Origin of the sequence: Pseudoxanthomonas broegbernensis (assembly GCF_014202435.1) — a bacterium.
GTDB classification, from domain to species: domain Bacteria; phylum Pseudomonadota; class Gammaproteobacteria; order Xanthomonadales; family Xanthomonadaceae; genus Pseudoxanthomonas; species Pseudoxanthomonas broegbernensis.
The window spans coordinates 23112-48320 of record NZ_JACHGU010000009.1 but is presented as its reverse complement, the minus strand read 5'-3'; the positions used below and the strand labels follow the sequence as shown (position 1 = coordinate 48320).

Below are 25209 nucleotides of genomic sequence, written 5' to 3'. Positions count from 1 at the left end.
CGCCGTAGGCGCCCGCCCTCGCCTGCCCGGAACGGCACCGCCGCGCACCGCCGCAGGCGCCACGGGCGCGGGCTACCGGCCCCAGTACCCCAGCTCGCGGCGGATCTGCAGCGCGCGCCAGCGCGCCGAAAGCGGCTTGCGCGCCAGAGGGCCGAGCGTGCCGGCCAGCAGCGCCTCGGTCGCCTCGATCACGCGTCCGGAAGAGCCGCCGTCGCGATAGGGGTGGATCGCGTCGGCATAGGCGGCGAGGGCCGCACGCAGTTCCGGCGCCGGGTCGAACGCGCGCTCCAGCATCCGCGGCAGCCGCGCCGGGTCGTCGAAGTCGAGCATGTGCGGCTTCGGCGCTCGGTTGCGGAAGGTGACCACCGGCTTGCGCTGGACCACGAACTCGGACACCACCGAGGTGGTATCGGCCAGCAGCACGTCGGCCGCGCGCTGGGCGGTGACCAGTCGCTCGGGTTCGATGAAGGCCGCGTTCGGCCCGGCCAGCGCGCGGTAGCGCTCGAACAGTTCCGGCGGGCACTTGGGATGCAGGGTCAGCAGCCAGTAGCGGCCGCCCTCGGCGACCTGCGCGGCGATGGCTTCCAGCAGGTGCGGCGCCGCGCTCAGGCGCTCGGTGAAGGTGGAGGCGAACATGGCCACCGGCCGCGCGCCGGCCGGTGCGCGCAGCGCCGCGGACGCGCCGCCGTCGTCGCGGAACAGCGGGTCCAGCTTCGGCCAGCCGGTCTGGACCACGGCGAAGTGGCGCAGCTTCCGCGACAGTTCCTGGAACGGCGCGGTCGTCGCCGGGCCCTGGGTGCAGTACAGGTCGAACAGGCCGCGCACGCGGAAATGGCCGCGGCCGTCGGCGCGCTTCTCCACGTTGAAGCCATGGAACAACTGGACCTTGGCCCCGCCCGCGAAGGTCGGCACCTCGTTGGATGCGCTGAACACCGCGCGCGGCCGCAATGCCGCCGCGCCGCGCGCGTCGACCGCGCGCACCGGCGCCGGCAGCGCCAGCCCCGCCGCGCCGCCGGCCAACAGCGCATGAACGCGGTCGCCGCGCGCGTGCAAGGCGTCGGCCAACGGCTGCAGAATGGGCAGCCCATACCTTTCGGTCGCAAACAGCAGGTAGTCCGCCATCGCCTCGTCCGCGCTCCCGTCGTCCTGTGCGTCACGTGCCGGCGCAGTGCCGCTTTCGGCCTGCATTATCGCGTTCAACGAGGCCGACCGCATCGGCGACTGCCTGGCATCGCTGTCTTTCTGCGACGAGATCGTGGTGGTGGACTCCGGCTCCACGGACGCCACGGTGCGCATCGCCGAGGCGATGGGCGCGCGGGTGCTGCAGCGACCGTTCGACGGGTTCCGCAGCCAGAAGCACTTCGCCGTCGAGCAGGCCGCCCACGACTGGGTACTGTGCCTGGATGCGGACGAGCGGGTGGGGGCGCAGTTGCATGCCTCGATCCAGGCGGCGCGCGCGGCCGGCTTCGACGGCGCGGCCGGCTACCGCTTCGCCCGGCTGTCGGACTACTTCGGACGCTTTCTGCGCCATGGCAACGCGTACCCGGACCGGGTGCTGCGCCTGTTCGACCGCCGCCGCGGCGGCTGGCGCGGCCAGCGCGAGGTCCACGAGGCGGTGAGCCTGGACGGCCCGGTCCGGCCACTGGCCGGCGACCTGATCCACTACCCCTACCGCTCGCTGGAACAGCAGGTGGCCAAGACCCAGCGCTATGCGCGGATGATGGCCGAGCACGAGTTCGCGCGCGGCCGGCGGGCGCGCTGGAGCAAGCTGGTGCTGGCCCCGGCCTGGCGCTTCTGGCGCGGCTACCTGCTGCGCGGCGGGTTCCTCGACGGCTGGCGCGGCCTGGTCTACGCCTACATGCGCGCCAACTACGTGCGGCAGAAGGCGATCATGCTGTGGCTGCTGCAGTACGGGCAGGCGGTGGCCGAACCGCCGCCCGCCGGCGACCCGCCGGCGTAGCGGCCGGGCAAGAGGCGGCGGCCCTGCCGGCCGGCCACTCCCGGGTTGCCGTGCTGTCGCCGATCGAATCGCTCCTATCAAGCGCATCCGCGCGTCCCGCCTTTACCTCTGGGAGCCGGGTACGGCCGGCGACCGCCATGCCGCCCGGACCGTCATTTCGAGGTTCAGCGCGGCGGCGCGGCCAGCTCCCGCTGGTCGAGGTAGCCATCGCCATCGGCGTCCTGGCGGTGGAAGCGCGCGGCCAGGCGCTGGCGATGCGCCTCCAGGGTGATCGGCGCGCCCTTGCCGCCGGGCTGCTCGGCCGGCGACAGCACGCCATTGCCGTCGCGGTCCATGCGCGCGAAGGCGTAGCCCATCCAGGCCAGGTATTCGTCCAGGGAGACGCGGCCGTCGCCGTCGGCGTCCATCCTTGCCAGGTAGTCGCCGGTGCGCTCGACCTGGGCATGGGCCGCCCACGGCCAGCACGGCAGCAGCGCCGCCAGCAACACGGCGGCGTACCAGGCGCCCGCCGGCCGCGCCGGCACAGGCGCGCGCGTACCGGCCATGGGCCACGGCGCGACGGCGCGCGCGCCATGGGCCGGAGGCATGGCCTGCTCCGCCGCCGTCGACATCGAAGGCCCGCGCCGGGTAGCGGCCGGTGGCGCTCCCGCCGGGCCGCCCTCCACGCCCGCCATGGACGCCCGAAGCCGCATCAGTGCGCCAGCGCGTAGCCCTTCAGGCGCATGGAGTATTCCTGCAGCGCGCGGATGCCGCTGGCCTCGGCCTCGTGGCACCAGGCCTGCAACTGGCGCAGGCGCTCGGCCGCGTCGTGGCTGCGCGCCTCCAGCAGCGCGGCCAGGCGCGCGCGGTGCTCCACCAGCGACTGGATGCGCGGCCGCTGCGCCACCCAGGCGCGCAACTGTTCGCGCGCGTCCGGCCCGAGCCAGCGGCCGTCGTCCACCAGTCCCTTGCGCATGCGCCGCGGCAGCAACTGGCGCAGCCGGGCGCCGGCCGCGGCCGCCTCCTCGCGCAGCGCCGGCACCAGCACGTTGCGCTGGTAGTCGGTCATGGCCAGGAAGCGGTGCGAGAGCAGCGCGCGCAGGGTCTCGGTGTCCGGCACGGCGATGTTGGGGCGGATGTCCAGGCTGGGCGCCACCCGCAGCACCCGGGCCAGGCCGAGCTTCTCCAGGCCCTTGATCGCGGCCCAGCCGATGTCCAGCTCCCAGCGCCGCATCGAGAAGCGCGCCGAACTCGGGAACGCGTGGTGGTTGTTGTGCAGCTCCTCGCCGCCGATCCATACCGCCCACGGCGTCAGGTTGGTCGAGGTGTCGGCCGACTCGAAGTTGCGGTAGCCCCACCAGTGGCCCAGGCCGTTGACCACGCCGGCCGCCCAGAACGGGATCCACGCCATCTGGATCGCCCACAGCGCGACGCCGGGCAGGCCGAACAGGCCGAAATTCACGAACAGCAGCACGCTCGGGCCGAGGTTGGCGTGCGGGGTGTAGAGGCGGCGCTCGATCCAGTCGTCCGGCGCGCCCTTGCCGTACTGGTCGATCGCGGCGCGGTCGGCGCGCGCCTCGCGGTACAGCTCCACGCCTTCCCAGAACACCTTGGCGATGCCGCGGGTCTGCGGGCTGTGCGGGTCCTCCTCGGTCTCCACCTTGGCGTGGTGCTTGCGATGGATGGCCACCCACTCGCGGGTGATCATCGAGGTGGTCAGCCAGGTCCAGAAGCGGAAGAAGTGGCTGACCGCCGGATGGAAGTCCACGCCCCGGTGCGCCTGGCTGCGGTGCAGGTACAGGGTCACCGCGAAGATGGTCAACTGGGTGAACACCAGCAGCACCGCCAGCAGGCCGAGCCAGCCCAGGCCGGTCACGCCGGAGGTGAGGAAGTGGAGCAGTGCGTCGGGCATGGCCGGATGACTCGCGAAGGGCGGAATCCGCCGGCACGCCACCGCGCCGGCGTAGGGACATGATGGGGCCTGATCCGGCAAACTTCACCTGCCGCCGCGCACGGCGTTCATCCGGGGCGCGGTCTTCACAGGAAATCCCCGCGCATGCCACCCCCTTCCCTTCCGGACGCGCCGGACGCCGGGCGTCCACCCCTGATCGAACTGGACCGCGCCAGCGTCGTCCGCGGCCAGGTCCGCGTCCTGCACGAACTCTCCCTGCGCATCGAGCAGGGCCAGCACACCGCCCTGCTCGGCCCCAACGGCTGCGGCAAGTCCACCCTGATCAAGCTGATCACCCGCGAGCTGTACCCGCTGGCCCGCGCCGACGGCACGCCGGCGGTGCGCCTGTTCGGCCAGGCGCGCTGGCACGTGGACCGGCTGCGCTCGCAACTGGGCATCGTCACCGGCGACTTCGGCGCCAACCTGGCGGCCATGTACGAGCTGAGCGTCGAGGACGCGGTGCTCAGCGGGCTGTTCGCCAGTTTCGTCGTCCCGCCGTCGCGCGAGGTCACCGACGAGCAGCGCGAACGCGCGGTCGAGGCGCTGGAGCGTGCGCACGCGCTGCCGCTTCGCGGCCGGCTGTACGCCGAGCTGTCCACCGGCGAGGCGCGCCGGGTGCTGATCGCGCGCGCGCTGGTCAACCGGCCGCAGGCGCTGCTGCTGGACGAGCCGAGCACCGGCCTGGACCTGGTGGCGCGCGGCCGCCTGCTCGCCACCCTCGACGCGCTGGCCCGGCAGGACGTCACCCTGGTGCTGGTGACCCACCACATCGAGGAGATCGTCCCGCAGATCGGCCGCGTGGTCCTGATGCAGGGCGGGCGGGTGCTGGCCGACGGCCCGCGCGAGGCGATCCTCACCGGCGCGCGCCTGTCGCGGGCCTTCGACGGGCCGGTCAAGGTGTGGCGGGAAACCGGCCCGCAGGGGCAGGCCCACTACCTGGCCGCCGCCGGCTGAGCGCGCCATGCCCGAACTGCCCGAAGTCGAGACCACCCGCCGCGGCCTGGCCCCGCACGTGGAGGGCCGCCGCGTCGCGGGCGTGGTCCTGCGCCGCCCGGACCTGCGCTGGCCGATCCCGGCGGAGATCGCGCGCGACCTGCCCGGCCGGCGCATCGCCGCGGTCCGGCGCCGGGCCAAGTACCTGCTGCTGGACACCGACGAGGGCGACAGCGCGCTGCTGCACCTGGGCATGTCCGGCATGCTGCGGGTGCTGCCCGCCGATACCCCGGTGGGCGCGCACGACCACGTGGACCTGGCCCTGGACTCCGGCCGGGTGCTGCGCTTCACCGACCCGCGCCGCTTCGGCTGCCTGCTCTGGCAGCCGGCCGGCAGCGAGCACGAACTGCTGCGCGGCCTCGGCCCCGAGCCGCTGTCGGACGCCTTCGACGGCGACTGGCTGTTCGCCCGCAGCCGCGGCCGCAGCGCGCCGGTGAAGACGTTCCTGATGGACCAGAAGATCGTGGTCGGGGTGGGCAACATCTACGCCGCGGAGAGCCTGTTCCGCGCCGGCATCTCGCCGCTGCGCGCGGCCGGCAAGGTCTCGCGCACCCGCTACACCGCCCTGGCCGAGGCGGCGCGCGCGATCCTGCGCCATGCCATCGCCCGCGGCGGCACCACCTTGCGCGACTTCCTCAGCCCGGACGGCGCGCCGGGCTACTTCGAGCAGGAGCTGTCGGTCTACGGCCGCGGCGGCCTGCCCTGCCCGGCCTGCGGCGCGACGCTGCGCGAGGCCAGCATCGGCCAGCGCGCCAGCGTGTGGTGCCCGCGCTGCCAGCGCTGAGGGGTGCGGCCGGCGCTCGCCGTCCATGCCGGCTCCATGGCGCCGCGCTTTTTGCAGGAGCCGACTCAGCCGGCGACGGGGCCTGGGGCCAGAGGGATCGGCGTGCACGCATGGCGGTCGCCGACCGAAGCCGGCCCCTGCAAGGGTCGGGCGTCGCCCGCCCTCCCGCCGCCGCGGCGACTGAACCGACACCGCTCTCCAGTGCCACGCCTCTACGGGCCGCCGGGCGGGAATGCTTAAGATGGCGCGCGACCCGTCCCGACCGCCTTCGCCCATGCACCGACGCCAGTTCCTGACCCGCGCCGCCGCCGCGCTTGCCGCCGCCGGCCTGCCCCTGCCGCTGCTGGAGGCCGCCGCCTCGCCGGTGCCGTTGGGCCGGCGCCATCCGTTCGACTACGCCTGGCTCAAGGGCCATGCCCGCGCCCTGGCCGGCCGCGACTACGCGCCGCGCAGCGACGTGCTGCCCGCGCCCGTGGCCTCGCTCACCTGGGACCAGTACCAGTCGATCGGCTTCCGCCAGGACCACGCGCTGTGGGCCGACCTGCCGGAGGCGCGCTTCCAGGCCAGGTTCTTCCACCTGGGGCTGTACTTCAAGCGGCCGGTACGGATGTTCGAGATCGCCGGCGGCCAGGCCCAGGAACTGGCCTACGACCCGGCGATGTTCGACTACGGCCGCAGCGGCGTGCCCGGCAGGCGCCTGCCGAAGGACCTGGGCTTCGCCGGCTTCCGCCTGAACTCTCCCGACGACCTGCAGCGCGACTGGGCCGCGTTCCTGGGCGCGAGCTACTTCCGCGCGGTGGGGTCGAGCATGCAGTACGGCCTGTCCGCGCGCGGGCTGGCGATCGACACCGGCATGCCGCAGCCGGAGGAATTCCCCGACTTCACCGCGTTCTGGCTGGAACGGCCGGCACCGGGCTCGCAGACGCTGGTGGTGTACGCGCTGCTGGACTCGCCCAGCGTCGCCGGCGCCTACCGCTTCGCCATCACCCGCGGCGAGCCGCTGGTGATGGACGTCGACGCGGCGCTGTACCCGCGCACGCGGATCGAGCGCCTGGGCATCGCCCCGTGCACCAGCATGTACCAGGCCGGCGAGAACGACCGCCGCATGGGCTGGGACTGGCGCCCGGAGATCCACGACAGCGACGGCCTGTCCATGCACACCGGCAGCGGCGAATGGATCTGGCGCCCGCTGGGCAACCCGCAGCACCTGCGCTTCAACGCCTTCGCCGACGCCGACCCGCGCGGCTTCGGCCTGCTCCAGCGCGACCGCGACTTCGGCCACTACCAGGACGACGGCGTGTTCTACGAGAAGCGCCCGAGCCTGTGGGTGGAACCCAAGCACGGCTGGGGCCGGGGTACGGTGCAACTGGTCGAGATCCCGACCGTGGACGAGACCTTCGACAACATCGTCGCCTACTGGAACCCGGAGGCGAAGCCGCAGGCCGGGCAGGAGCTGTTGTTCGGCTACCGCCTGTTCTGGGGCGAACAGGCGCCGGCGCGGCCGCCGCTGGCCGAGTGCGTGGCCACCCGCACCGGCCTGGGCGGAGTGGTCGGGCAGAAGCGCGAGTATTTCTCCTGGCGCTTCGCGGTGGATTTCGCCGGCGGCGAGCTGGCCGCGCGGGTCGCGTCCGGCACCGCGGTCGAGGCGGTGGTCGAGGCAGGCCGCGGCCGGGTGGAGACGGTCTCCGCGCGCCCGCTGCATGCCATCGACGGCTACCGCGCGATGTTCGACGTGGTCCCGCCGGACGACTCCACCGCCCAGCTCGACCTGCGCCTGTACCTACGCAGCGGCGGCCGCGCGCTCACCGAGACCTGGCTGTACCAGTGGAACCCGCCGCCGCCGGCGCAGCGCACGCTGTACTGAGGCCCGCCCATCGCCTTTATCCGAAAACGGACACGCTGCGATCTTCCCGCAGGAGCCGGCTTCAGTCGGCGGCAGCCTCCGGGGCCAAGAAGAAAATAGTGCGCAGGCGCATCCGCCACCGGCCGGAACCGGCGCCTACATGTCCCACTGCAGCGACAACCGCAGCCGGCGTCCGGGCGCCTCCAGGCCGATGACCTCCTCGTCGCGAGCGTCGGTCGCGTTGTCCAGCGCCAGCAGCACGATGGCCCGTCCCCAGTGCCGGCGCAACGCCAGGTCGAGCGTGGTCGCCGGCTCCAGCCAGCGGTCGCCGGTGGGGATGGATGAATCGAAGCGGCGCCCGAGATGATGCAGCCACAGGGACAGCTCGTGCCGGCCGTCCAACGGCACCGCCAGCTCCGCGCCGGCCTGCAGCCGCGGCCGATGGCGCAGCCTGATGCCATCGAGCGGATCGCGCACCCGCATCCAGGCGCCGTCCAAGCTCAGTCGCCAGTCGTTGTCGAAGTGGTGCCGGGTGCGCCATTCCAGGCCCTCGGCCTCGATCCGCGCACGGTTGACCAGCCGCGGCGGCGGCCCGCCGTCGAAATCCACCAGGTCGCGGTAGCGCGCGGCGAACAACGTCAACCGGCTCGGCCAGGCCGCATCGTCGGCGTTGGCGTAGTACAGCTCGCGCTGCTCGGCGCGCTCGGGCCGCAGCCCGGGGTTGCCGACCAGCGGATGGCCCAGGGCGTAGAAGCTGGGCGGCTTGGAACTGCGCGAGAACGAGGCGCCCCAGTGCGCGCCGTCCGCGCCCGCGCGACGCTGCAGCGACAGCATCGGGTGGGTGGCGCTGCCGGTACCGGCGCCGGCGTCGTGGCGGCGCTCGTGGCGCAGCCCGCCCTGCGCGGTCCAGGGGCCGTGCCGCCAGCGCAGTTCGGCGAAGGCGGCGTCGGTGCGGCGTTGCATCGCGAAGGCGGTCGGCAACTGGAAGAAGCCGAAGTCGATCCGGCCGTCGTAGCGGCCGCGCTCGCGCTGGTGCAGCACCCCGGCGCCGAGCCCGCCGCCGGCGCCCAGCGGCAGCCGCCAGGTGGCCTGCAGCTCGTCGCGGCGATAGTCGGTGCGCGCCGCCAGCGCCGGCAACCCGGCCGGGTCGCGCAGGCCGCCGGCCACCCCCGGCGAGCTGTCCTCGCCCCGGCGCGAGAACGTCGCCCACTGCGCCTCCACGGTGCCGGCGGCCGGCCGGAATTCGCCCATCAGGGAGAACTGGCGGGTGGTCGCGCTGCGCGCGTCCAGCTCGCGCAGCACCGCATGGCGCGGGCCGCCGCTGTCGTCGGGAAAGCCGCGGCCCCGGCTGTCGCCGTAGCGAAATGCCGCGCGCAGCGACAGCGCCTGGCCCAGTTCGCGCGCCCAGCCCGCGTCGAAGGCGCGCACGCCCTGGAAACCGCGGCGGCCATCGCCGTCCTCGCGGTCGCTGGCGGCGATGCGCCAGCCCTGGCCGGACAGGCCCGCCCGGACCGCGCGCAGGCCGTCGCCGCCGGCCGCGATGCCGGCCGAGGCGCCCTCGGCCGGGCGCCGGGTGAAGACGTGGACCAGCCCGGCCACCGCCTCGGCATGGGCCACACTGGCGTTGCCGCGGACGATCTCGATGCGCTCGATCTCTTCCAGGGCCAGGGTGTTCAGGTCCACCGCGCTGCCGCGCGAGGACAGCGGATCGTTCTGGCGCACGTGGTCCACGAGCACGACCACGTGGCTGGGGTCGGCGCCGCGCAGGTACAGCGCGCCGTAGCCGCCGCCGCGCGCGCTGCGGTCCACCATCAGGCCCGCCTGGCCGGCCAGCACCTCGGCCAGGCTGCGGCCGCGCCAGGCCTCCAGGTCTTCCCGGCGCAGCACGGTCACGTTCTGGCTGGCCTCGATGGCCGCGGTGGGCAGCACCGTCGCGGTGACCCGCACCTCGTCCAGGTCGTGGGCCGGGAAGACGGCCGGCTCCGGCGGTTCCTGTGCCGGGAGCGCACCGGCGGCGAAGGACAGGACGATCGCGGCGGCCGCGCGCCAAGCGGCGCTGGAAGGGCGCGCGCCGGCCCCGCGCATCGTGTCCAAGGGCAGGCCAGGCTCCGGCGGGGTGCCGGTACCGATCTGGCCGCAGGCCGCAACGCCCCCCCCTCCGCCTGCGGCCGGGCTGTTGCCGCCGCCACGGCAAGCCTGCGGCGCCCGCCGCCCGCGCCCTGCGTCGCCGGCATTCACGGCAACGGCGCCTGCTGCGCTTCGATCGCGCCCTCGTCGCGCATCACCTTCTTGAACTCCTTGCGGCTGACCGAGACGTAGCGCTCGTTGCCGCCGATCTCCACCTGCGGGCCGTCGCGCACCGCCCGGCCCTGTGCGTCCACGCGCACGTTCATGGTCGCCTTGCTGCCGCTGTGGCAGATGGTCTTGATCTCCTGCAGTTCGTCGGCCCAGGCCAGCAGGTACTGGCTGCCCTCGAACAGCTCGCCGCGGAAATCGGTGCGCAGGCCATAGCACAGCACCGGGATGCCCAGCCGGTCCACCACCTCGCTCAACTGCCACACCTGCGCGCGGCTCAGGAACTGGGCCTCGTCCACCAGCACGCAGTGCAGCGGCCCGTGCGCGGCCAGGTCGGCGTCCACCCGCCGCTCCAGGTCGGTGTCGCGGTCGAAGGCGGTGCCCTGCGCGCGCAGGCCGATGCGCGAAGCGACCATACCGCCGCCGCCGCGGTGATCCAGGCGCGGGGTCAGGATCAAGGTGCGCATGCCGCGCTCGCGGTAGTTGTGCGCCGATTGCAGCAAGGTGGTGGTCTTGCCGGCGTTCATCGCCGAATAGTAGAAGTAGAGCTTGGCCATGCGCGGATTCTAATGCCGCCGCCGCACCTGCCGCCTGTGCGCCCCGGAAATCCCGTCACGGCCGGGCCGGGTAGAATGCACGCCCGTCCGGCCTGCCTTTCGCGACCTTGCTCAATTCCCCACAACGCGCCGCGGTGCTGCACGACCAGGGGCCGCTGCTGGTGCTGGCCGGCGCCGGCAGCGGCAAGACCCGGGTCATCGTCGAGAAGATCGCCCACCTGGTCGCGTCCGGGCGCTATCCGGCCCGGCGCATCGCCGCGATCACCTTCACCAACAAGTCGGCCCGGGAGATGCGCGAGCGCGTGGCCCGGCGCATCAAGGGCGAGGCGGCCGAAGGGCTGACCATCTGCACCTTCCACGCGCTGGGGCTGAGATTCCTGCAGATCGAGCACGCCGCCGCCGGCCTGAAGCGCGGCTTCTCCATCTTCGACGCCGACGACAGCGCCGCGCAGGTCAAGGACCTGATGCCGGGCGCCAAGCCCGACGCGGTGGACGATGCGAAGAACCTGGTCTCGCGCGCGAAGAACGCCGGCCTGTCGCCGGAGCAGGCGCTGGCCGCGGCGCGCTCCACCCGCGAGATGGAGGCGGCCCGGCTGTACGCCCGCTACCAGGCACGGCTGGCCGCCTTCAACGCGGTGGACTTCGACGACCTGATCCGGCTGCCGGTGCAGATCCTGGAGCAGGACGCGCAGATCGTGTCCGCCTGGCGCGAGCGCATCGGCTACCTGCTGGTGGACGAGTGCCAGGACACCAACGACGCCCAGTACCGCCTGCTCAAGGCCATCGCCGGCCCGCGCGGCAACTTCACCTGCGTGGGCGACGACGACCAGAGCATCTACGCCTGGCGCGGCGCCAACCCCGAGAACCTGCAGCAGATGGAGCGCGACTACCCCGCGCTGCGGGTGGTCAAGCTGGAGCAGAACTACCGCTGCTCCAACCGGGTGCTGCGCGCGGCCAACGCGCTGATCGCGCACAACCCGCACCAGCACCCGAAGAAGCTGTGGAGCGAGCAGGCCGACGGCGAGCGCATCCGCGTGTGGGAATGCCGCGACGGCGAGCACGAGGCCGAAAAGGTGGCCGCCGAGATATCCTTCCTGGGCACCAGCAAGCAGGTGCCGTGGAGCGAGTTCTGCATCCTGTTCCGCGGCAACCACCAGTCGCGGCCGCTGGAGAAAGCGCTGCAACTGCTGCGCGTGCCCTACCACCTCACCGGCGGCACCGCCTTCCTGGAACGGCAGGAGGTGAAAGACGCCCTGTCCTGGCTGCGGGTGATCGCCAACCCGGAGGACGATGCGGCCTTCCTGCGCGCGGTGCAGTCGCCCAGGCGCGAGGTCGGCGCCACCTCGCTGGCGAAGCTGGCCGAACTGGCCGCCGGCAGGCACATGCCGATGTCGCGCGCTGCGCAGTCGCTGGGCGCGCTGCAGCAGCTCCCGCCGCGCGCGGCCAACGGCCTGGGCGCGTTCAACGACATCATCGCCGACCTGCGCGGCCACGCCGGCCAGCTCAGCGCCGCCGACCTGGTGCGGCGGCTGGCCGACAAGTCCGGCCTGCTGGCCGACCTGCGCGGCCAGTGCAAGGACGAGGCCTCGTTCCAGCGCCGCCGCGCCAACCTGGACGAGCTGGCCGAATGGTTCGAGGGCGGCCCGCGCGGGGCCAGCGCCGGCGACCTGGCCGCGCAACTGGCGCTGCTGTCGCGCAACGACAAGGACGACGGCGGTAACCAGGTGCGGCTGATGAGCCTGCACGCGGCCAAGGGCCTGGAGTTCGGCTACGTGTTCATCGTCGGCTGCGAGGACGGCACCCTGCCCCACGAGGCCGCGCTGGAGGAAGGCTCGCTGGAGGAGGAGCGGCGCCTGATGTACGTGGGCATCACCCGGGCCAAGACCCAGTTGTGGCTGAGCTACAGCCGCCAGACCCAGCGCTTCCGCGAGAAGGTGCGGCTCAAGCCCAGCCGCTTCCTCGACGAGCTGCCGGCAGCCGAGCTGCAGCGCGACGGCGCCGACCCGGTGGCCGACGCCGCGCGCAGGAAGGAACGCGCCACGGCCAGCTTCGCCGCGATCCAGGCGCTGCTGGAGGATTGAGCCGCGCGGCAGCCGGGCGTCGCGGCCGGTGCCTGCACCGGCAAGCGGCCCTCAGTCCCACTCCATCACGTAACGCGCCGCGGCGGTCTGGCCCGGCCGCAGCATGCGCTCCGGCGCCAGGTTGAAACCGTCGGGCATGGCCGTCTGCGGCTCGACGCAGGTGGCGAAGGCCGGCTCGTCGTACACCACCCAGTCGCTGCACTCGGAATTCAGGCGGATGCGCTGCCCGCCGCGATGCACCACCACCTCGCGGCGGTTGACGAAGCAGTCGTCCCACGGGCCGGGGCGCAGTTCGCCCGGCGGCAGCACGGTGATGTTGCCGGCGTCGCGCGGGTACATCGCCTCGGGATGGAATTCCAGTCGCTCGGGCTTGCGGAACCACGGGTGCCAGCCCAGGGTCACCGGCATCGCCTGCCCGGTCGCGGTGGCCGAGAGGTCCATGACCAGCCGGCGCCCGTCCAGCTCGATGCGCTGGCGCGCGATGCCGCCGAACGGCCAGCGGTGGTCGCTGGGCATCGCCAGTTCCAGTTCCACGTGCCGCGGCGACTGCCCGGTCACCTGCCAGGGCATCAGGTAGCCGACGCCGTGGATGGCATGCGGCCCCAGGTTGGCCGGGAGCGCGTAGTCCCGGCCCTCGAACCGGAAGCGGCCGTCGCGGATGCGCCCGCACCACGGCACCATCGGGTAGGCGCCCCACGCGATCGCCGCGGTCGAGCCGTGTTCGCCGTGGCCGACGAGCTGCTCGATGCCGTCGCAGCGGATCTGGGCGATGCGCCCGCCCGCCGCCGGCGCGATGTCCACCGACAGCGCCCCGTCGGCCAGGGTCAGCAGCGGGCCGGGCGCCAGCGGCGAGGTGGGGTCGACGCCGGCCGCCGGCGCGTGGGCGTCACTGGCCATAGGGATGCAGGGTCTTGAAGCGGCCGTCGGCGTCGTAGTGCAGCTCGGCCACCTTGGCCGAGCGCAGGTGGGTGACGCCGCCGGAGAGGATGGCGTCGTGGTAGTACAGCCACCAGCGGCCTTCGAACTCGACGATGGAGTGGTGCGTGGTCCAGCCCACCACCGGGGTCAGGATCACGCCCTGGTACACGAACGGCCCATAGGGGTCGTCGCTGGTGGCGTAGCACAGCAGGTGGGTGTCGCCGGTGGAATAGGACAGGTAGTACCGGCCCTGGTACTTGTGCATCCACGGGCCTTCGAAATAGCGGCGGTCGTGGTCGCCGGCCCGCAGCGGTTCGCCGGCCTCGTCCACGATGAGCACCTCGCGCGGGGCCTCGGCGAACCGCTTCATGTCCGCGCTCAGGCGCGCCACCTTCGGGCCGAGCGCCGGCTCGTCGTCGGCTGGCTCCTCGTGCGCGGCGTCGTAGCGGTTGTCGCGGTACTTCTGCAGTTGCCCGCCCCAGATGCCGCCGAAGTACATGTAGTGCTCGCCGTCGTCGTCGGCGAACACCGCCGGGTCGATCGAGTAGCTGCCGGCGATGGGCTCGGGCTCGGCCGCGAACGGGCCTTCCGGGCGGTCGCCCACCGCCACGCCGATCTGGAAGATGCCGTCGGCGCGCTTGGCCGGGAAGTACAGGTAGTACTTGCCGTCCTTGGTGGCCGCGTCCGGGGCCCACATCTGCCCGGCGGCCCAGGGCACGTCCTTCACGTGCAGGGCCAGCCCGCAGTCGACCGCGGGCGACTGCGGCGAGTCCTGGCGCAGGACGTGGTAGTCCTGCATCTGGAAGTGGCCGCCGTCGTCGTCGAAGGCCACGCCGCCCTCGACGTCGTGCGAGGGGTAGACGTAGACCTTGCCCTCGAACACGTGCGCCGACGGGTCGGCGGTATAGATGTGGGTGACCAGCGGCTTGGAGATGGCCTTGTCGGCCAATGCCTTCAGGTCGGCTTCGGTGTATTCCTGGTCTGCCATGTGGGGTACTCCGTTTGCTTGGCCAGGGGTCAGGCGGGCTGGCCGGCGCGACGCTCGGCCAGTTCGCGTTCGATTCGCGATTCCATCGGCTTGTTGATCTTGTAGAAGAACAGCAGGCAGGCGGCGATCAGGAACGGGATCGAGCAGTACACGCTCACCGCCAGGCGGATGCCGGCCACCGCCTCCGGCGACTGCGCCTCCAGGTTGGCGTCGTATGCGTGGTGGGCGAGGATGCCGGCCACCAGCGCGCCGCCCACGCTCAGGCCCACCTTCAGCCCGCACAGGATGGCCGAGAAGATGATGGCGGTGGCGCGGCGGTTGTTCTTCCACTCCGAGTAGTCGGCCACGTCGGCCACCATCGCCCACAGCAGCGGGATGGTGATGCCGTAGAAGAAGCCGTGCAGGATCTGGGCACCGAACACCAGGCCGATGCGGTCCGGCGGAAACAGGTAGAAGGCGAGCATGAACAGCGTGGCGATGAACAGGAACACGCCGTAGACGTCGCGCTTGCCGAAGCGGTCGGCCAGCTTCTTGGAAAAGCCGATGCCCACGATCATGAAGATGATGCCGCCGGCATTGAACAGGCTGAAGGCCGAGGTGGTCGCGTCCTCCGGCCACTGGAACCCGGTCAGGCCGATGCCGGTGAGCAGCGAATTCAGGCCCGCGATGAGGCCGTTGAAGCCCACGTCCTGGAGGAACCCGGCCATCGCCGCCTCGTCCAGGTAGTACTGGAAGTAGTAGACATAGGTGCCGCCCTTCAAAGACAGGGTGGTGAACACGAGGATGGTCACCAGCAGTACCACCACCCACGGCCGGTTGCGGCCCAGGTCGGCCAGGTCCTGGCGGATGCTGGACTTCTGCTCCTGCGTCGGCACCACGCGCTCGCGAGTGGTGGAGAAGGTGATCAGGAAGAACACCGTGCCGACCGCCGCGAACAGCAGCATCGTGTTGTGGAAGCCCTGCACCCGGTCGCCGTCGCCCAGGATCAGCACCAGCGGCAGCAGCAGCGACTGCACCACCAACTGGGCCACCATCACCGCCACGAAGCGGTACGACGACAGGCTGTTGCGCTGGGCCATGTTGCCGGTGAGCACGCCGCTGAGCGCCGAATACGGGAGGTTGTTGGCCGCGTACACCAGCACCAGCAAGGTGTAGGTGGCGGCCGCGTAGAAGACCTTGCCGCGCTCGCCCAGGTCCGGCGTGCTGAAGGCCAGCAGGGCCAGGACGCCGAACGGCACCGCCGTCCACAGGATCCACGGCCGGAATTTGCCCCAGCGGGTATTGGTGCGGTCCGCCAGCACCGCCACCAGCGGGGTGAACACGAACGCGCCCAGCAGGCCGACGACGAAGATGATCGTGGCCGCGGTGCCGGCGGGGATGCGGTAGATGTCCGTGTAGAAGAACGCCAGGAACGTCACCAGCGTCTGGAAGATCAGGTTGGCCGCCAGGTCGCCCAGGCTGTAGCCCACCTTCTCCACTACGGTCAGTCTTTCGGTATTCGCGTTCATTAGCGCCCCACTCCCCTGTTCGCTGGTTGCGTGTCCGGCATGGGACACCCCTCAAAACCACGGCCCGCCCGGTACGATGTACCGGAACGGGCCGCGGGTGTCACCTGGTGATCGCATCGGCTCAGAAGCTGCCGCGGACTCCCAGCATAACGGTCACGCCCGGCTCGTAGATATCGCCCGGGACGTTCTTGAACGACAGGTAGTTGCGGATCGGCTCGTCGGTGATGTTGATCACGTTGAGCGTCAACTGCGGCTTGGTCGGCAGGTTGCGGAAGCTGTAGCTGGCCGACAGGTCGAGCTGGCCGCGGTCTTCGCCGAAGAACTGGCCGTAGACGATGCCGCCCTCGTTGTTGCCCCTCGCGCGCTGGGCCGAACCCTCGGTCCAGTTGTAGGACAGGCGCACCGCCGCGTCGTTCTTCTCCCAGTACAGGGTCGCGTTCCACATCACCGGGGCGATGCCGAACAGGTTGCCCGCCAACTGGTCCGCTTCCTGGCCGACCGGCTTGAGGTCGATGTGGGTGTAGTTGGCCATGAAGCCCAGGCCGTCGAACACGAAGTTCAGCGGCTGCACCCAGATCGCCTCCCAACCGCGGATGTCCAGGGTGGCGTCGGCGTTGACCTGCTGGCGCACGCCGATCAAGGCGTCCTGGCCGCCGTTGGCTTCCAGCGCGGCGCGCTGGCCGTCGGTCAGCGCGCTGAGCGGGATGCCCAGGCGGCTGAACGGAATCCGGTTGATGCCCTCGTAGGTGTAGCCCTCGATCCGCTTGTTGAACAGGCTCAACGCCAGCATGCCCTCGTTGCCGGTGTACCACTCCGCGCCGAAGTCGAAGTTGGTGGACAGGTACGGCGACAGGTTCGGGTTGCCCTGGTTGGCGATCTCCGCCGACGGATCGGAGAAGGTAGTCGCCGGCAGCATCGAACGCGGGTTCGGGCGGGTCAGGGTACGCGAGGCGGCCATGCGCAGGACCACGTCGTCGGCCACGTCCCATGCCGCGCTGAACGACGGCAGCCACTCGTTGTACGTGCCGTCCAGCTCCTGCCACACGCGCTCGCCGCCCAGGGACACCGGGCCGCTGATGGTCTGGTCGGTGTCGATCCAGCGCAGGCCGGCGTTGAAGCGCAGCTCGCGGTTCCAGATCTCGTTGGTGCCGTTGAACTCGATGTAGGCCGCCAGGTTCTTCTCCTCGACGCCGCCGGAAGCGGCACCGACCGAGGCCGAGGTGTTGGACTCGGGCGCGTTGGCGAAGTAGGTGGCGTAGTCGGTGTCCCTCATGAACGCGGCGTAGTCGGCGGTGATGAAGCCGTACGGGCCCGGGCGCAGGTAGGACGCGAGCTGGCTGTCGGACAGGGTGGCCAGGACGTTGGTCTGCCAGGCGCCGCTGTTGTCGAAGCCGACGATGGTGCGGCGGAAGTTGTCGTACGCCACGCCGACCTTGACGTTGTTGCGGTCGTCGCCGAACTGCAGGTCGGCGCGCAGGCGGCCGGCCTCGGTGACGCGCTTCTCGTTGTTGAGGTTGACGCGGCCGCCCGCCCAGCTCCAGCCGGCGTTCGGGTCGTTGAGGTCCAGTCCACCGGTGGTCCAGGTGGGCTGCCCGTTGTTGGTGTACTCGAGCGTGGTGAACGGCGAGGTGACCAGGATGGTCGGGGACTCGCGGAAGAACCAGCTACGGCTCCAGGTGCCCTGCACGTCCAGGCGCACGTCCTGGGCGTCGCCGAACCAGAAGGTGGCGCCCGGGTTCACGTTCCAGTACTGCACCTCGTCGCGGTACGGGCGCGCCTCCAGGAAGAACTGGGCATTGGTCAGCGTGGCGCTGGTGACCACGTTGTTGCTGTCCAGTTGCATGTCCAGCGGGATGAAGCCGCTGGGGCCGAAGGTGCGGCCGACCAGGTTCATGTCGATGCGGCTGTTGCTGTACTCGGCGGTGGAGTACATCGCATCCAGGTAGAAGTGCATGGTGTCGCTGGGACGCCATTCGACCGAGCCGATCACCGCGTCGCGGTCGCGCTCGCCGGACATGTCCACCGGACGGCCCAGGCGCGGGAACAGCGCCTCGGTGATCTGGCCGATGCCCAGGCCCGGGTTCTGCGCCATCAGCCAGTCGGCGTCGATTACGTCCCCCGGTGTCAATCCGGCCGCGATGGTGGAGGCATTGTTGGGCACGGTGTCCGGCATCTGCAGGCTGCCGCCGCCGCCCGGGTTGCACGAGGCCGGCCTGTTGGTCAGCGAGGTGCCGATACCGCACTGGACTTCGTTCAGGCCCGGGTTCATCCAGCCCACCGACTCCCAGCCGCGCACGGACAGCTTGGTGCGCACCGAGGACACACCCAGCAGGGCGCCGAAGGTGCCTTCGTCGTTGGTCCAGCTACCGATCAGCGAACCGCGCGGGCTGATCTTCTCGCCGATGCTGTTGTGGTCCAGTTGCGCGGCGTAGCTGACGTGGGTGCCGGGGTTGTCGAACGGGCGCACGCTGCGCATGTCGACCACGCCGGAGATGCCGCCCTCGGGCAGGCTGGCCTGCGGCGACTTGTACACCGTCAGCTTGTTGAAGAACTCGGTGGGGAACAGGTTCAGGTCCACCTCGCGGTTCTGGTTGCCGCGATTGAGGCCGATCGAAGCGGTGTAGGCATCGCCGCCGTTGATCAGGGTCTTGGTGAAGCTGCTGGGCAGGCCGCGGATGGCCACGTTCAGGCCTTCGCCGTTGACGTCGCGATCGAGCTGGATGCCGGGGATGCGGTTGAGCGACTCGGCGATGTTCAGGTCCGGGAACTTGCCGATGTCCTCGGAGAAGATCGAGTCGGTGAAACCGGTAGCATCGCGCTTGGCTTCGGTCGAGTACTGCAGGCTCTGGCGGAAACCGCGTACCGTCACGGTATCCAGTTGCACCGCCTCTTCTCCGGCGGTCTGCGGTGCGGCTTCCTGTGCGAATACCGCGCCGCTGGCCATGGCCAGGCACAGCATGCCCAGCGCACGCGACAGTTCTGTCTTGCAAAGATTCTTCTTCACCGTTCTCCCTCCCAATTCAGGTGACGGTTCCGCAGGCCGGAATGGCCGGCGGAGTGGACTATGTGTGAGTGGTGCTTCTCGTCGCTTTCTTGTTGTTGCTTTTGCTTTCTGCTTTTTGTCGTGCTGCTTTTTTTGTGGCTTGTTGCGGCGTCGCTGCTGTTGCGGCAAGCGATGGGTCACCGGGACCCGACCCGCCATATGCGGCAGGCCGCCGGATGGTAGCGCTCTCAATCGCGGCTGCGCAAGCGGCCTGGAGCGCATCGCATCCATGCTGCACCGCATCGCGGAAATCGGCGTTTTACCCGGGGAATCGAGGGATATCGAATGACAGCGCTGCCATTCCACAAACGCCCGCCGGGTATCCCTGGCCGTGACCTTCCGGCTGTGCTAATGATAGCGATATCAACCAAACAGCCGCAGGCGTGGGGAGGCACCGTCATGCTGCAATGCAAGAACGCCGCTTGGATGCTGCAAAGCAGCACGCCGCGCCGCGCCGGGAGCCGCGGATGAGCGCGGCCCCGGTCCCCGCCACCGGCCGCGTCGGCGGCTACCGCTGGCGCATCTGCGCACTGCTGCTGGCGGCCACCACCATCAACTACATCGACCGGCAGGTCCTGGGCGTGCTGGCGCCGTTCCTGCAGGACGAGATCGGCTGGAACGAAATCGAGTACGGCTACATCGTCACCGCCTTCCAGGCCGCCTACGCGATCGGCCTGCTGTGCACCGGCGCGATCATCGACAAGCTGGGCACCCGCCTGGGCTACGCCATCGCCATCAGCATCTGGAGCCTGGCGGCGATGGGCCATTCGCTGGCCGCCACCGTCGGCGGCTTCATGCTGGCGCGCTTCATGCTGGGCCTGGGCGAGGCCGGCAACTTCCCCGCCGCGCTCAAGACCGTGGCCGAGTGGTTCCCGCGCCGCGAGCGCGCGCTGGCCACCGGTATCTTCAATTCCGGCTCCAACATCGGCGCCATCGTCGCCCCGCTGCTGGTGCCGGTGATCGCGGTGACTTGGGGCTGGCAGGCCGCGTTCCTGTTCACCGGCGTGCTCAGCGCCACCTGGCTGGTCACCTGGCTGGTGCTCTACCGCACCCCGGAGGAACAGCCCAAGCTGTCGGCCGCCGAGCTGGCGCACATCCGCAGCGATCCGGCCGAACCATCGGTCAAGGTGCCGTGGCTGCAGATCCTGCGCCACCGCCAGGCCTGGACCTTCGTCGCCGCCAAGTTCCTCACCGATCCGATCTGGTGGTTCTTCCTGTTCTGGCTGCCCAAGTTCCTGCATGCCGAGTACGGGCTGAGCCTGCTGGGCCTGGGCCTGCCGCTGGTGATCATCTTCCTGGCCGCCGACGTGGGCAGCATCGGCGGCGGCTGGCTGGCCGGGCGCCTGATCAAGCGCGGCTGGAGCGTCAACCGCGCGCGCAAGGGCGCCATGCTGGTGTGCGGGCTGTGCGTGGTACCCATCATCTTCGCCGCGCGCGCGGACAACATGTGGGTGGCGGTGGCGCTGATCGGCCTGGCCACCGCAGGACACCAGGGCTGGTCGGCGAACGTGCTGACCCTGCCGTCGGACATGTTCCCGCGCCAGGCCGTGGCCTCGGTCGTCGGCCTGGGCGGCTTCGCCGGCGCGGTCGGCGGCATGCTGATCGCCACCTTCACCGGCTTCCTGCTGGAGACCACCGGCAGCTACGTGCCGGTGTTCCTGATGGCCAGCTCGGCGTACCTGTTCGCGCTGGCGGTGGTGCACCTGCTGTCGCCCAAGCTGGCGCCGGCGCAACTGGAAACCCCGCGTGCGCAGGCATGACCTGCGCGCACCGCTCCACGGAGAAGACAGTCACGCACGACATGCCCGCCGCGCGCGGCGGGTGTCCGTGCCCCTCCCTGCACGGGCGGCAGGCGCCGTGCTGACCCGCGCGCCGCCGCGCGCAGCGACGGCAGGCGACGGCAACGCCGCGACGGCCTTCCACGCGTGGGCCGCGTTCACTGCGCCGCCGCGGGCGCCCGCGGCCCTGACCGGCACCGGCGGCTTTCCCGGTATCGCGCGCGGCACCGGCCATCGCGCCACGCCGGCAGGCCCGCGCCGCTGAACCCTTGCGACGCCGCGACCCGCACCGGCGGGCGCGGCGGCTCCTTGCGGGCGACGCCCTGCCGCGCTGTGGCACGGCATCGTCTTCATCCACAATCCGATCCACGCATCCGCAGTAGCTCATCGCCATGAACGCCCAAGCCAAACCGCTGGTCCTGCACGAGGACCGCCTGTTCCCGTCCGACCCGACCCAGCGCACCATCGCCCGGCGCCTGTATGCGCACGTGGCACGGCTGCCCATCGTCAGCCCGCACGGGCATACCGATCCGGCCTGGTTCGCCGGCAACGAGGCCTTCGCCAACGCCACCGAACTGCTGCTGGTGCCCGACCACTACGTGTTCCGCATGCTCTACAGCCAGGGCGTGCCGCTGGACGCGCTGGGCATTCCGCGCGCCGACGGCTCGCGCGCGCAGGTCGATCCGCGCGCGGCCTGGCAGGTGTTCGCCCGCAACGTCCACCTGTTCCGCGGCACGCCCTCGTCGATGTGGCTGGACCATGTCTTCCACGAGGTGTTCGGCCTGCGCCAGCGGCTGGACGCGGGCACCGCCGACACCTACTACGACACCATCACCCAGGCGCTGCAGACGCCCGGCTTCCGCCCGCGCGCGCTGTTCGAGCGCTTCGGCATCGAGGTGATCGCCACCACCGAGGGGCCGCTGGACGACCTGGCCCACCACGCCGCGATCCGCGACAGCGGCTGGAAGGGCAAGGTGGTCACCGCCTACCGGCCGGACCCGGTGGTGGACCCGGAGCACGAGCAGTTCACCGGCGCGCTGCGCCGCTTCGGTGAGATCACCGGCGAGGACGTGTACGACTGGGACGGCTACCTGCGCGCGCATCGCCAGCGCCGCGCCTTCTTCAAGTCGATGGGCGCCACCTCGACCGACCACGGTCACCCCAGTTGCGCCACCGCCGACCTGCCGCCGGCGCAGGCCCGGGCCCTGTTCGCGAAGATCGTCTCCGGCGCCTTCGACGCCGCCGATGCCGAGCTGTTCCGCGCCCAGGTGCTGACCGAAATGGCCGGGATGAGCCTGGACGACGGCCTGGTGATGCAGATCCATCCCGGCTGCTTCCGCAACCACAACCGTGGCCTGTTCGAGCGCTACGGCCGCGACAAGGGCGCCGACATCCCGCTGCGCACCGAATACGTGCGCGCGCTCAAGCCGCTGCTGGACCGCTACGGCAACGAGCCCACGTTCAGGCTGATCCTGTTCACCCTGGACGAGAGCACCTACGCACGCGAGCTGGGCCCGCTGGCCGGGCACTGGCCGTGCCTGTTCCTCGGACCGGCCTGGTGGTTCCACGATTCGCCCGAGGGCATGTGGCGCTTCCGCGAGCAGACCCTGAGCACCGCCGGCTTCTACAACACCGTCGGCTTCAACGACGACACCCGCGCCTTCCTCTCGATCCCGGCGCGCCACGACGTGGCCCGCCGCATCGACTGCGCGGTGCTGGCCAGGCTGGCGGCCGAGCACCGCATCGACGAGGACGAGGCCGCCGAAGTGGCGGCCGACCTCGCCTACCGCCTGCCCAAGGAGGCCTATCGGCTATGAGCCTGCGCATCGTGTTGTTGCTGGGGCTGGCGGCCCTGGCGCCGGCGTTCGCCGCCGAGCCCGCCGCCGCGCGCGAGCGCATCCGCCTGGACGACGGCTGGCGCTTCCACCGCGGCGACCCGCCGGGCGTGGACGGCCGCCTGGACTACGACGCGCGCCCGGAAGTGGTCCGCAGCGCCGACGGCAAGGTCGCCGACGCGCGGCCGGACGACGCGGTGAAGGTGCAGGCCGGCCGCACCGTGCTCAAGCCGTGGATCCTGCCCACCGCCAACCCGCTGCTGCCGCCGGACAAGCGCCACCGGCGGCCGGAAGGCGATCCTCCGGGCGGCGACGTGGCGTTCCTGCGGGCCGACTTCGACGACAGCGGCTGGGAACCGGTGGCGCTGCCGCACGACTGGGCCATCGCCGGGCCGTTCATCGTCGAAGGCCCCTACGGCGGCATGGGACGCCTGCCCAGTTGGGGCATCGGCTGGTACCGGCGCGCGCTCGACATCTCCGCCGAAGAAGGCGGCCGCTCGGTGTTCCTCGATCTGGACGGCGCGATGTCCTACGCCACGGTCTGGCTCAACGGCAACCTGGTCGGCGGCTGGCCCTACGGCTACAACTCCTGGCGCGTGGACCTGACCCCCTACGTGCGGTTCGGCGGCCGCAACCAGCTCGCCATCCGCCTGGACAACCCGCCCGAGTCGGCGCGCTGGTATCCCGGCGGCGGCCTGTACCGCGACGTGTGGCTGACCGTGGCCGATCCGGTGCACGTGGCGCAATGGGGCACCTACGTCGCCACGCCCGAGGTCTCCGAGCGCGCGGCCACCGTGCACCTGCGCGTGCGGATCGACAACGCCTCCGATGCCGTGGCGCGCACCCGGGTGGAAACCGAGTTCTTCGCGCTCGATGCCTCCGGCGCGGCGACGGGCACGGCGGTGGCGCGGATCCCGCCGCTCACCGTGGACGTGGTGGCCGGCGGCAGCACCACGGTCGCCTCGGGCGCGCGCATCGACCATCCGCGCCTGTGGGGCCCGCCGCCGGGCCAGCGGCCCAACCGCTACGTGGCGGTCACCACCCTGGCCCGCGAGGGCCGCGTGATCGACCGCTACCACACCCGCTTCGGCATCCGCGACGTGCGGTGGGACCCGGACCGCGGCGTGGTGGTCAACGGCGAGCACGTCCCGCTGCGCGGCGTGAACCAGCACCACGACCTGGGCGCGCTGGGCGCGGCGTTCAACGTGCGCGCGGCCGAGCGGCAACTGGAGATCCTGCGCGGCATGGGCGTCAACGCGATCCGCATGGCGCACAACCCGCCCGACCCGCAGTTGCTGGAACTGACCGACCGCATGGGGTTCCTGGTGGTCGACGAGATGTTCGATTCCTGGGAGAAGAAGAAGACCCCGCTCGACTTCCACCTGGTCTTCCCGGATTGGCACGAGGCCGACCTGCGCGCGATGATCCGCCGCGACCGCAACCACCCCTCGGTGATCCTGTGGAGCGTGGGCAACGAGGTCGGCGAGCAGTACGACGGCGAAGAAGGCGCGGCCATCGGCCGGCGCCTGGCCGCCATCGCCCACGAGGAGGACCCGACCCGCCCGACCACCGCGTCGATGAACTGGGCCAAGGCGGACATGCCCTTCCCCGCCGCCTTCGACGTGATCAACCTCAACTACCAGGGCGAGGGCATCCGCCAGGAGCCCGAGTTCGAGGGCACCGAGCGCATCCGCACGCCGCCGTCGTACCCGGCGTTCCGCGCCGCGTTCCCGGACAAGGTGATCTTCGGCAGCGAGACCGCCTCGGCCTTCAGCAGCCGCGGCATCTACCTGTTCCCGGTCTCGCCGCTGGCCAGCGCGCCGGTGCGCGACGGGCAGGGCGGCGATTCGTCCCTGCGCCAGGTCAGCGGCTACGAATTGCACGCGGTGGATTTCGGCTCCAGCGCGGACAAGGTGTTCGCCACCCTCGACCGGCACCCCTACGTGGCCGGCGAGTTTGTCTGGAACGGCTTCGACTACCTGGGCGAGCCGACCCCGTATTACGACTCGCGCAGTTCCTACAGCGGCATCGTCGACCTGGCCGGCTTCCCCAAGGACCGCTACTTCCTCTACCAGTCGCGCTGGCGACCGGACCTGCCGATGGCGCACATCCTGCCGCACTGGACGTGGCCCGGCCGCGAGGGCCAGGTCACGCCGGTGCACGTGTTCACCTCCGGCGACGAGGCCGAGCTGTTCGTCAACGGCGTCTCCCAGGGCAGGAAGAGGAAGGGCCCGTACGAGTACCGCCTGCGCTGGGACGCGGTGAAGTACCGGCCCGGCGAGCTGCGCGTGCAGGCCTGGCGCGGCGGCCAGCCGTGGGCCGACGCGGCCGTGCGCACCGCCGGCGCACCGGCCAGGCTGGACGCCGTGGCGGACCGCGACCGGATCGCCGGCGACGGGCGCGACCTGTCCTTCGTGACGGTGCGGGTGCTGGACGCGGACGGGCGGCCCGTGCCGACCGCCGCCAACCGCATCCGCTTCAGCGTCGAGGGCCCGGCCGAGATCGTCGCCACCGACAACGGCGACTCCACCGACATGACCGCCTTCCCGTCGCACGAACGCGCCGCGTTCAGCGGCATGGCGCTGGTGATCGTGCGCGGTCTGCGCGGGCGGTCCGGCACCGCCACCTTGCGCGCGCAGTCCGATGCGCTCCAGGATGCCGCCGTGACCTTGCACGTCGGAAGCGGCCCGTAGCCC

The 25209-nt window shown here is 71.4% G+C and carries 18 protein-coding genes; 9 read left to right on the top strand and 9 right to left on the bottom strand.

Annotated elements, in window-relative coordinates; genetic code table 11:
- Positions 1-72: 72 nt before the first annotated feature.
- The gene (locus HNR76_RS13795) at positions 73-1122 is read right to left on the bottom strand and encodes a glycosyltransferase family protein (RefSeq protein WP_162311864.1); all 1050 of its coding nucleotides are present in this window, start codon (positions 1120-1122) and stop codon (positions 73-75) included.
- 46 nt (positions 1123-1168) lie between these two features.
- Between HNR76_RS13795 and HNR76_RS13790 the strand changes: the two genes are divergently transcribed.
- Positions 1169-1960 (top strand): glycosyltransferase family 2 protein, encoded by a 792-nt coding sequence (locus tag HNR76_RS13790; RefSeq protein WP_162311826.1) that lies wholly within the window; start codon positions 1169-1171, stop codon positions 1958-1960.
- 164 nt (positions 1961-2124) lie between these two features.
- On the opposite strand, the gene HNR76_RS13785 is transcribed toward HNR76_RS13790, so the two are convergent.
- Together HNR76_RS13785 and HNR76_RS13780 are read right to left on the bottom strand one after the other, a co-directional pair.
- Positions 2125-2505 (bottom strand): EF-hand domain-containing protein, encoded by a 381-nt coding sequence (locus tag HNR76_RS13785; RefSeq protein WP_162311863.1) that lies wholly within the window; start codon positions 2503-2505, stop codon positions 2125-2127.
- A gap of 146 nt (positions 2506-2651) precedes the next feature.
- On the bottom strand, positions 2652-3851 hold the full coding sequence (locus HNR76_RS13780) for a DesA family fatty acid desaturase (protein ID WP_162311825.1): 1200 nt from the start codon (positions 3849-3851) through the stop codon (positions 2652-2654).
- A gap of 144 nt (positions 3852-3995) precedes the next feature.
- Here HNR76_RS13780 and HNR76_RS13775 point away from each other — a divergent pair, with 144 nt between their 5' ends.
- The 3 genes from HNR76_RS13775 to HNR76_RS13765 all read left to right on the top strand — a co-directional run bounded on the left by HNR76_RS13775 (position 3996) and on the right by HNR76_RS13765 (position 7531).
- Positions 3996-4844, top strand: a complete 849-nt coding sequence (locus HNR76_RS13775; RefSeq protein WP_162311824.1) for an ABC transporter ATP-binding protein — start codon at positions 3996-3998, stop codon at positions 4842-4844.
- A 7-nt stretch (positions 4845-4851) separates the two neighbouring features.
- Positions 4852-5667, top strand: coding sequence for a bifunctional DNA-formamidopyrimidine glycosylase/DNA-(apurinic or apyrimidinic site) lyase (mutM, locus tag HNR76_RS13770; protein WP_162311823.1), 816 nt, complete (start codon positions 4852-4854; stop codon positions 5665-5667).
- A gap of 274 nt (positions 5668-5941) precedes the next feature.
- The gene (locus HNR76_RS13765) at positions 5942-7531 is read left to right on the top strand and encodes an OpgD/OpgG family glucan biosynthesis protein (RefSeq protein WP_162311822.1); all 1590 of its coding nucleotides are present in this window, start codon (positions 5942-5944) and stop codon (positions 7529-7531) included.
- Between the two features lie 135 nt (positions 7532-7666).
- Here HNR76_RS13765 and HNR76_RS13760 read toward each other — a convergent pair whose 3' ends face one another.
- Positions 7667-9595: a TonB-dependent receptor plug domain-containing protein gene (locus HNR76_RS13760; protein ID WP_246429159.1), complete on the bottom strand. Its 1929-nt coding sequence runs from the start codon at positions 9593-9595 to the stop codon at positions 7667-7669.
- A gap of 149 nt (positions 9596-9744) precedes the next feature.
- Entirely contained in the window at positions 9745-10362 is a 618-nt protein-coding gene (locus HNR76_RS13755; protein ID WP_162311820.1) for a thymidine kinase, read from the bottom strand.
- A 107-nt stretch (positions 10363-10469) separates the two neighbouring features.
- Here HNR76_RS13755 and HNR76_RS13750 point away from each other — a divergent pair, with 107 nt between their 5' ends.
- Positions 10470-12443, top strand: coding sequence for a UvrD-helicase domain-containing protein (locus HNR76_RS13750; protein WP_162311819.1), 1974 nt, complete (start codon positions 10470-10472; stop codon positions 12441-12443).
- Between the two features lie 51 nt (positions 12444-12494).
- Here the strand turns inward: HNR76_RS13750 and HNR76_RS13745 are convergent, their stop codons facing one another.
- From HNR76_RS13745 to HNR76_RS13730, 4 genes are all read right to left on the bottom strand, one after another.
- The gene (locus tag HNR76_RS13745) at positions 12495-13340 is read right to left on the bottom strand and encodes an aldose 1-epimerase (protein ID WP_162311818.1); all 846 of its coding nucleotides are present in this window, start codon (positions 13338-13340) and stop codon (positions 12495-12497) included.
- On the bottom strand, positions 13330-14349 hold the full coding sequence (locus tag HNR76_RS13740; RefSeq protein ID WP_162311817.1) for a glycoside hydrolase family 43 protein: 1020 nt from the start codon (positions 14347-14349) through the stop codon (positions 13330-13332). The genes HNR76_RS13745 and HNR76_RS13740 overlap by 11 nt, the downstream gene beginning before the upstream one ends.
- A 29-nt stretch (positions 14350-14378) precedes the next feature.
- Entirely contained in the window at positions 14379-15857 is a 1479-nt protein-coding gene (locus tag HNR76_RS13735) for an MFS transporter (protein WP_162311816.1), read from the bottom strand.
- Positions 15858-15978: 121 nt separating this feature from the next.
- On the bottom strand, positions 15979-18861 hold the full coding sequence (locus HNR76_RS13730) for a TonB-dependent receptor (RefSeq protein ID WP_162311815.1): 2883 nt from the start codon (positions 18859-18861) through the stop codon (positions 15979-15981).
- A gap of 506 nt (positions 18862-19367) precedes the next feature.
- Between HNR76_RS13730 and HNR76_RS13725 the strand changes: the two genes are divergently transcribed.
- The 4 genes from HNR76_RS13725 to galB all read left to right on the top strand — a co-directional run bounded on the left by HNR76_RS13725 (position 19368) and on the right by galB (position 25206).
- Positions 19368-20660, top strand: a complete 1293-nt coding sequence (locus HNR76_RS13725) for an MFS transporter (protein WP_162311814.1) — start codon at positions 19368-19370, stop codon at positions 20658-20660.
- 97 nt (positions 20661-20757) lie between these two features.
- The gene (locus tag HNR76_RS13720; RefSeq protein WP_162311813.1) at positions 20758-20943 is read left to right on the top strand and encodes a hypothetical protein; all 186 of its coding nucleotides are present in this window, start codon (positions 20758-20760) and stop codon (positions 20941-20943) included.
- Positions 20944-21070: 127 nt separating this feature from the next.
- The gene (gene uxaC, locus HNR76_RS13715; protein WP_162311812.1) at positions 21071-22495 is read left to right on the top strand and encodes a glucuronate isomerase; all 1425 of its coding nucleotides are present in this window, start codon (positions 21071-21073) and stop codon (positions 22493-22495) included.
- Entirely contained in the window at positions 22492-25206 is a 2715-nt protein-coding gene (gene galB, locus HNR76_RS13710; protein WP_162311811.1) for a beta-galactosidase GalB, read from the top strand. The genes uxaC and galB overlap by 4 nt, the downstream gene beginning before the upstream one ends.
- Positions 25207-25209: the final 3 nt, after the last annotated feature.

Coding starts and splice junctions, on each gene's coding strand:
- HNR76_RS13795 (WP_162311864.1), bottom strand. CDS start 1,122: ATGGCGGACTACCTGCTGTTTGCGACCGAAAGGTATGGGCTGCCCATT.
- HNR76_RS13785 (WP_162311863.1), bottom strand. CDS start 2,505: ATGGCCGGTACGCGCGCGCCTGTGCCGGCGCGGCCGGCGGGCGCCTGG.
- HNR76_RS13780 (WP_162311825.1), bottom strand. CDS start 3,851: ATGCCCGACGCACTGCTCCACTTCCTCACCTCCGGCGTGACCGGCCTG.
- HNR76_RS13775 (WP_162311824.1), top strand. CDS start 3,996: ATGCCACCCCCTTCCCTTCCGGACGCGCCGGACGCCGGGCGTCCACCC.
- mutM (WP_162311823.1), top strand. CDS start 4,852: ATGCCCGAACTGCCCGAAGTCGAGACCACCCGCCGCGGCCTGGCCCCG.
- HNR76_RS13765 (WP_162311822.1), top strand. CDS start 5,942: ATGCACCGACGCCAGTTCCTGACCCGCGCCGCCGCCGCGCTTGCCGCC.
- HNR76_RS13760 (WP_246429159.1), bottom strand. CDS start 9,595: ATGCGCGGGGCCGGCGCGCGCCCTTCCAGCGCCGCTTGGCGCGCGGCC.
- HNR76_RS13755 (WP_162311820.1), bottom strand. CDS start 10,362: ATGGCCAAGCTCTACTTCTACTATTCGGCGATGAACGCCGGCAAGACC.
- HNR76_RS13745 (WP_162311818.1), bottom strand. CDS start 13,340: ATGGCCAGTGACGCCCACGCGCCGGCGGCCGGCGTCGACCCCACCTCG.
- HNR76_RS13740 (WP_162311817.1), bottom strand. CDS start 14,349: ATGGCAGACCAGGAATACACCGAAGCCGACCTGAAGGCATTGGCCGAC.
- HNR76_RS13735 (WP_162311816.1), bottom strand. CDS start 15,857: ATGAACGCGAATACCGAAAGACTGACCGTAGTGGAGAAGGTGGGCTAC.
- HNR76_RS13725 (WP_162311814.1), top strand. CDS start 19,368: ATGAGCGCGGCCCCGGTCCCCGCCACCGGCCGCGTCGGCGGCTACCGC.
- uxaC (WP_162311812.1), top strand. CDS start 21,071: ATGAACGCCCAAGCCAAACCGCTGGTCCTGCACGAGGACCGCCTGTTC.
- galB (WP_162311811.1), top strand. CDS start 22,492: ATGAGCCTGCGCATCGTGTTGTTGCTGGGGCTGGCGGCCCTGGCGCCG.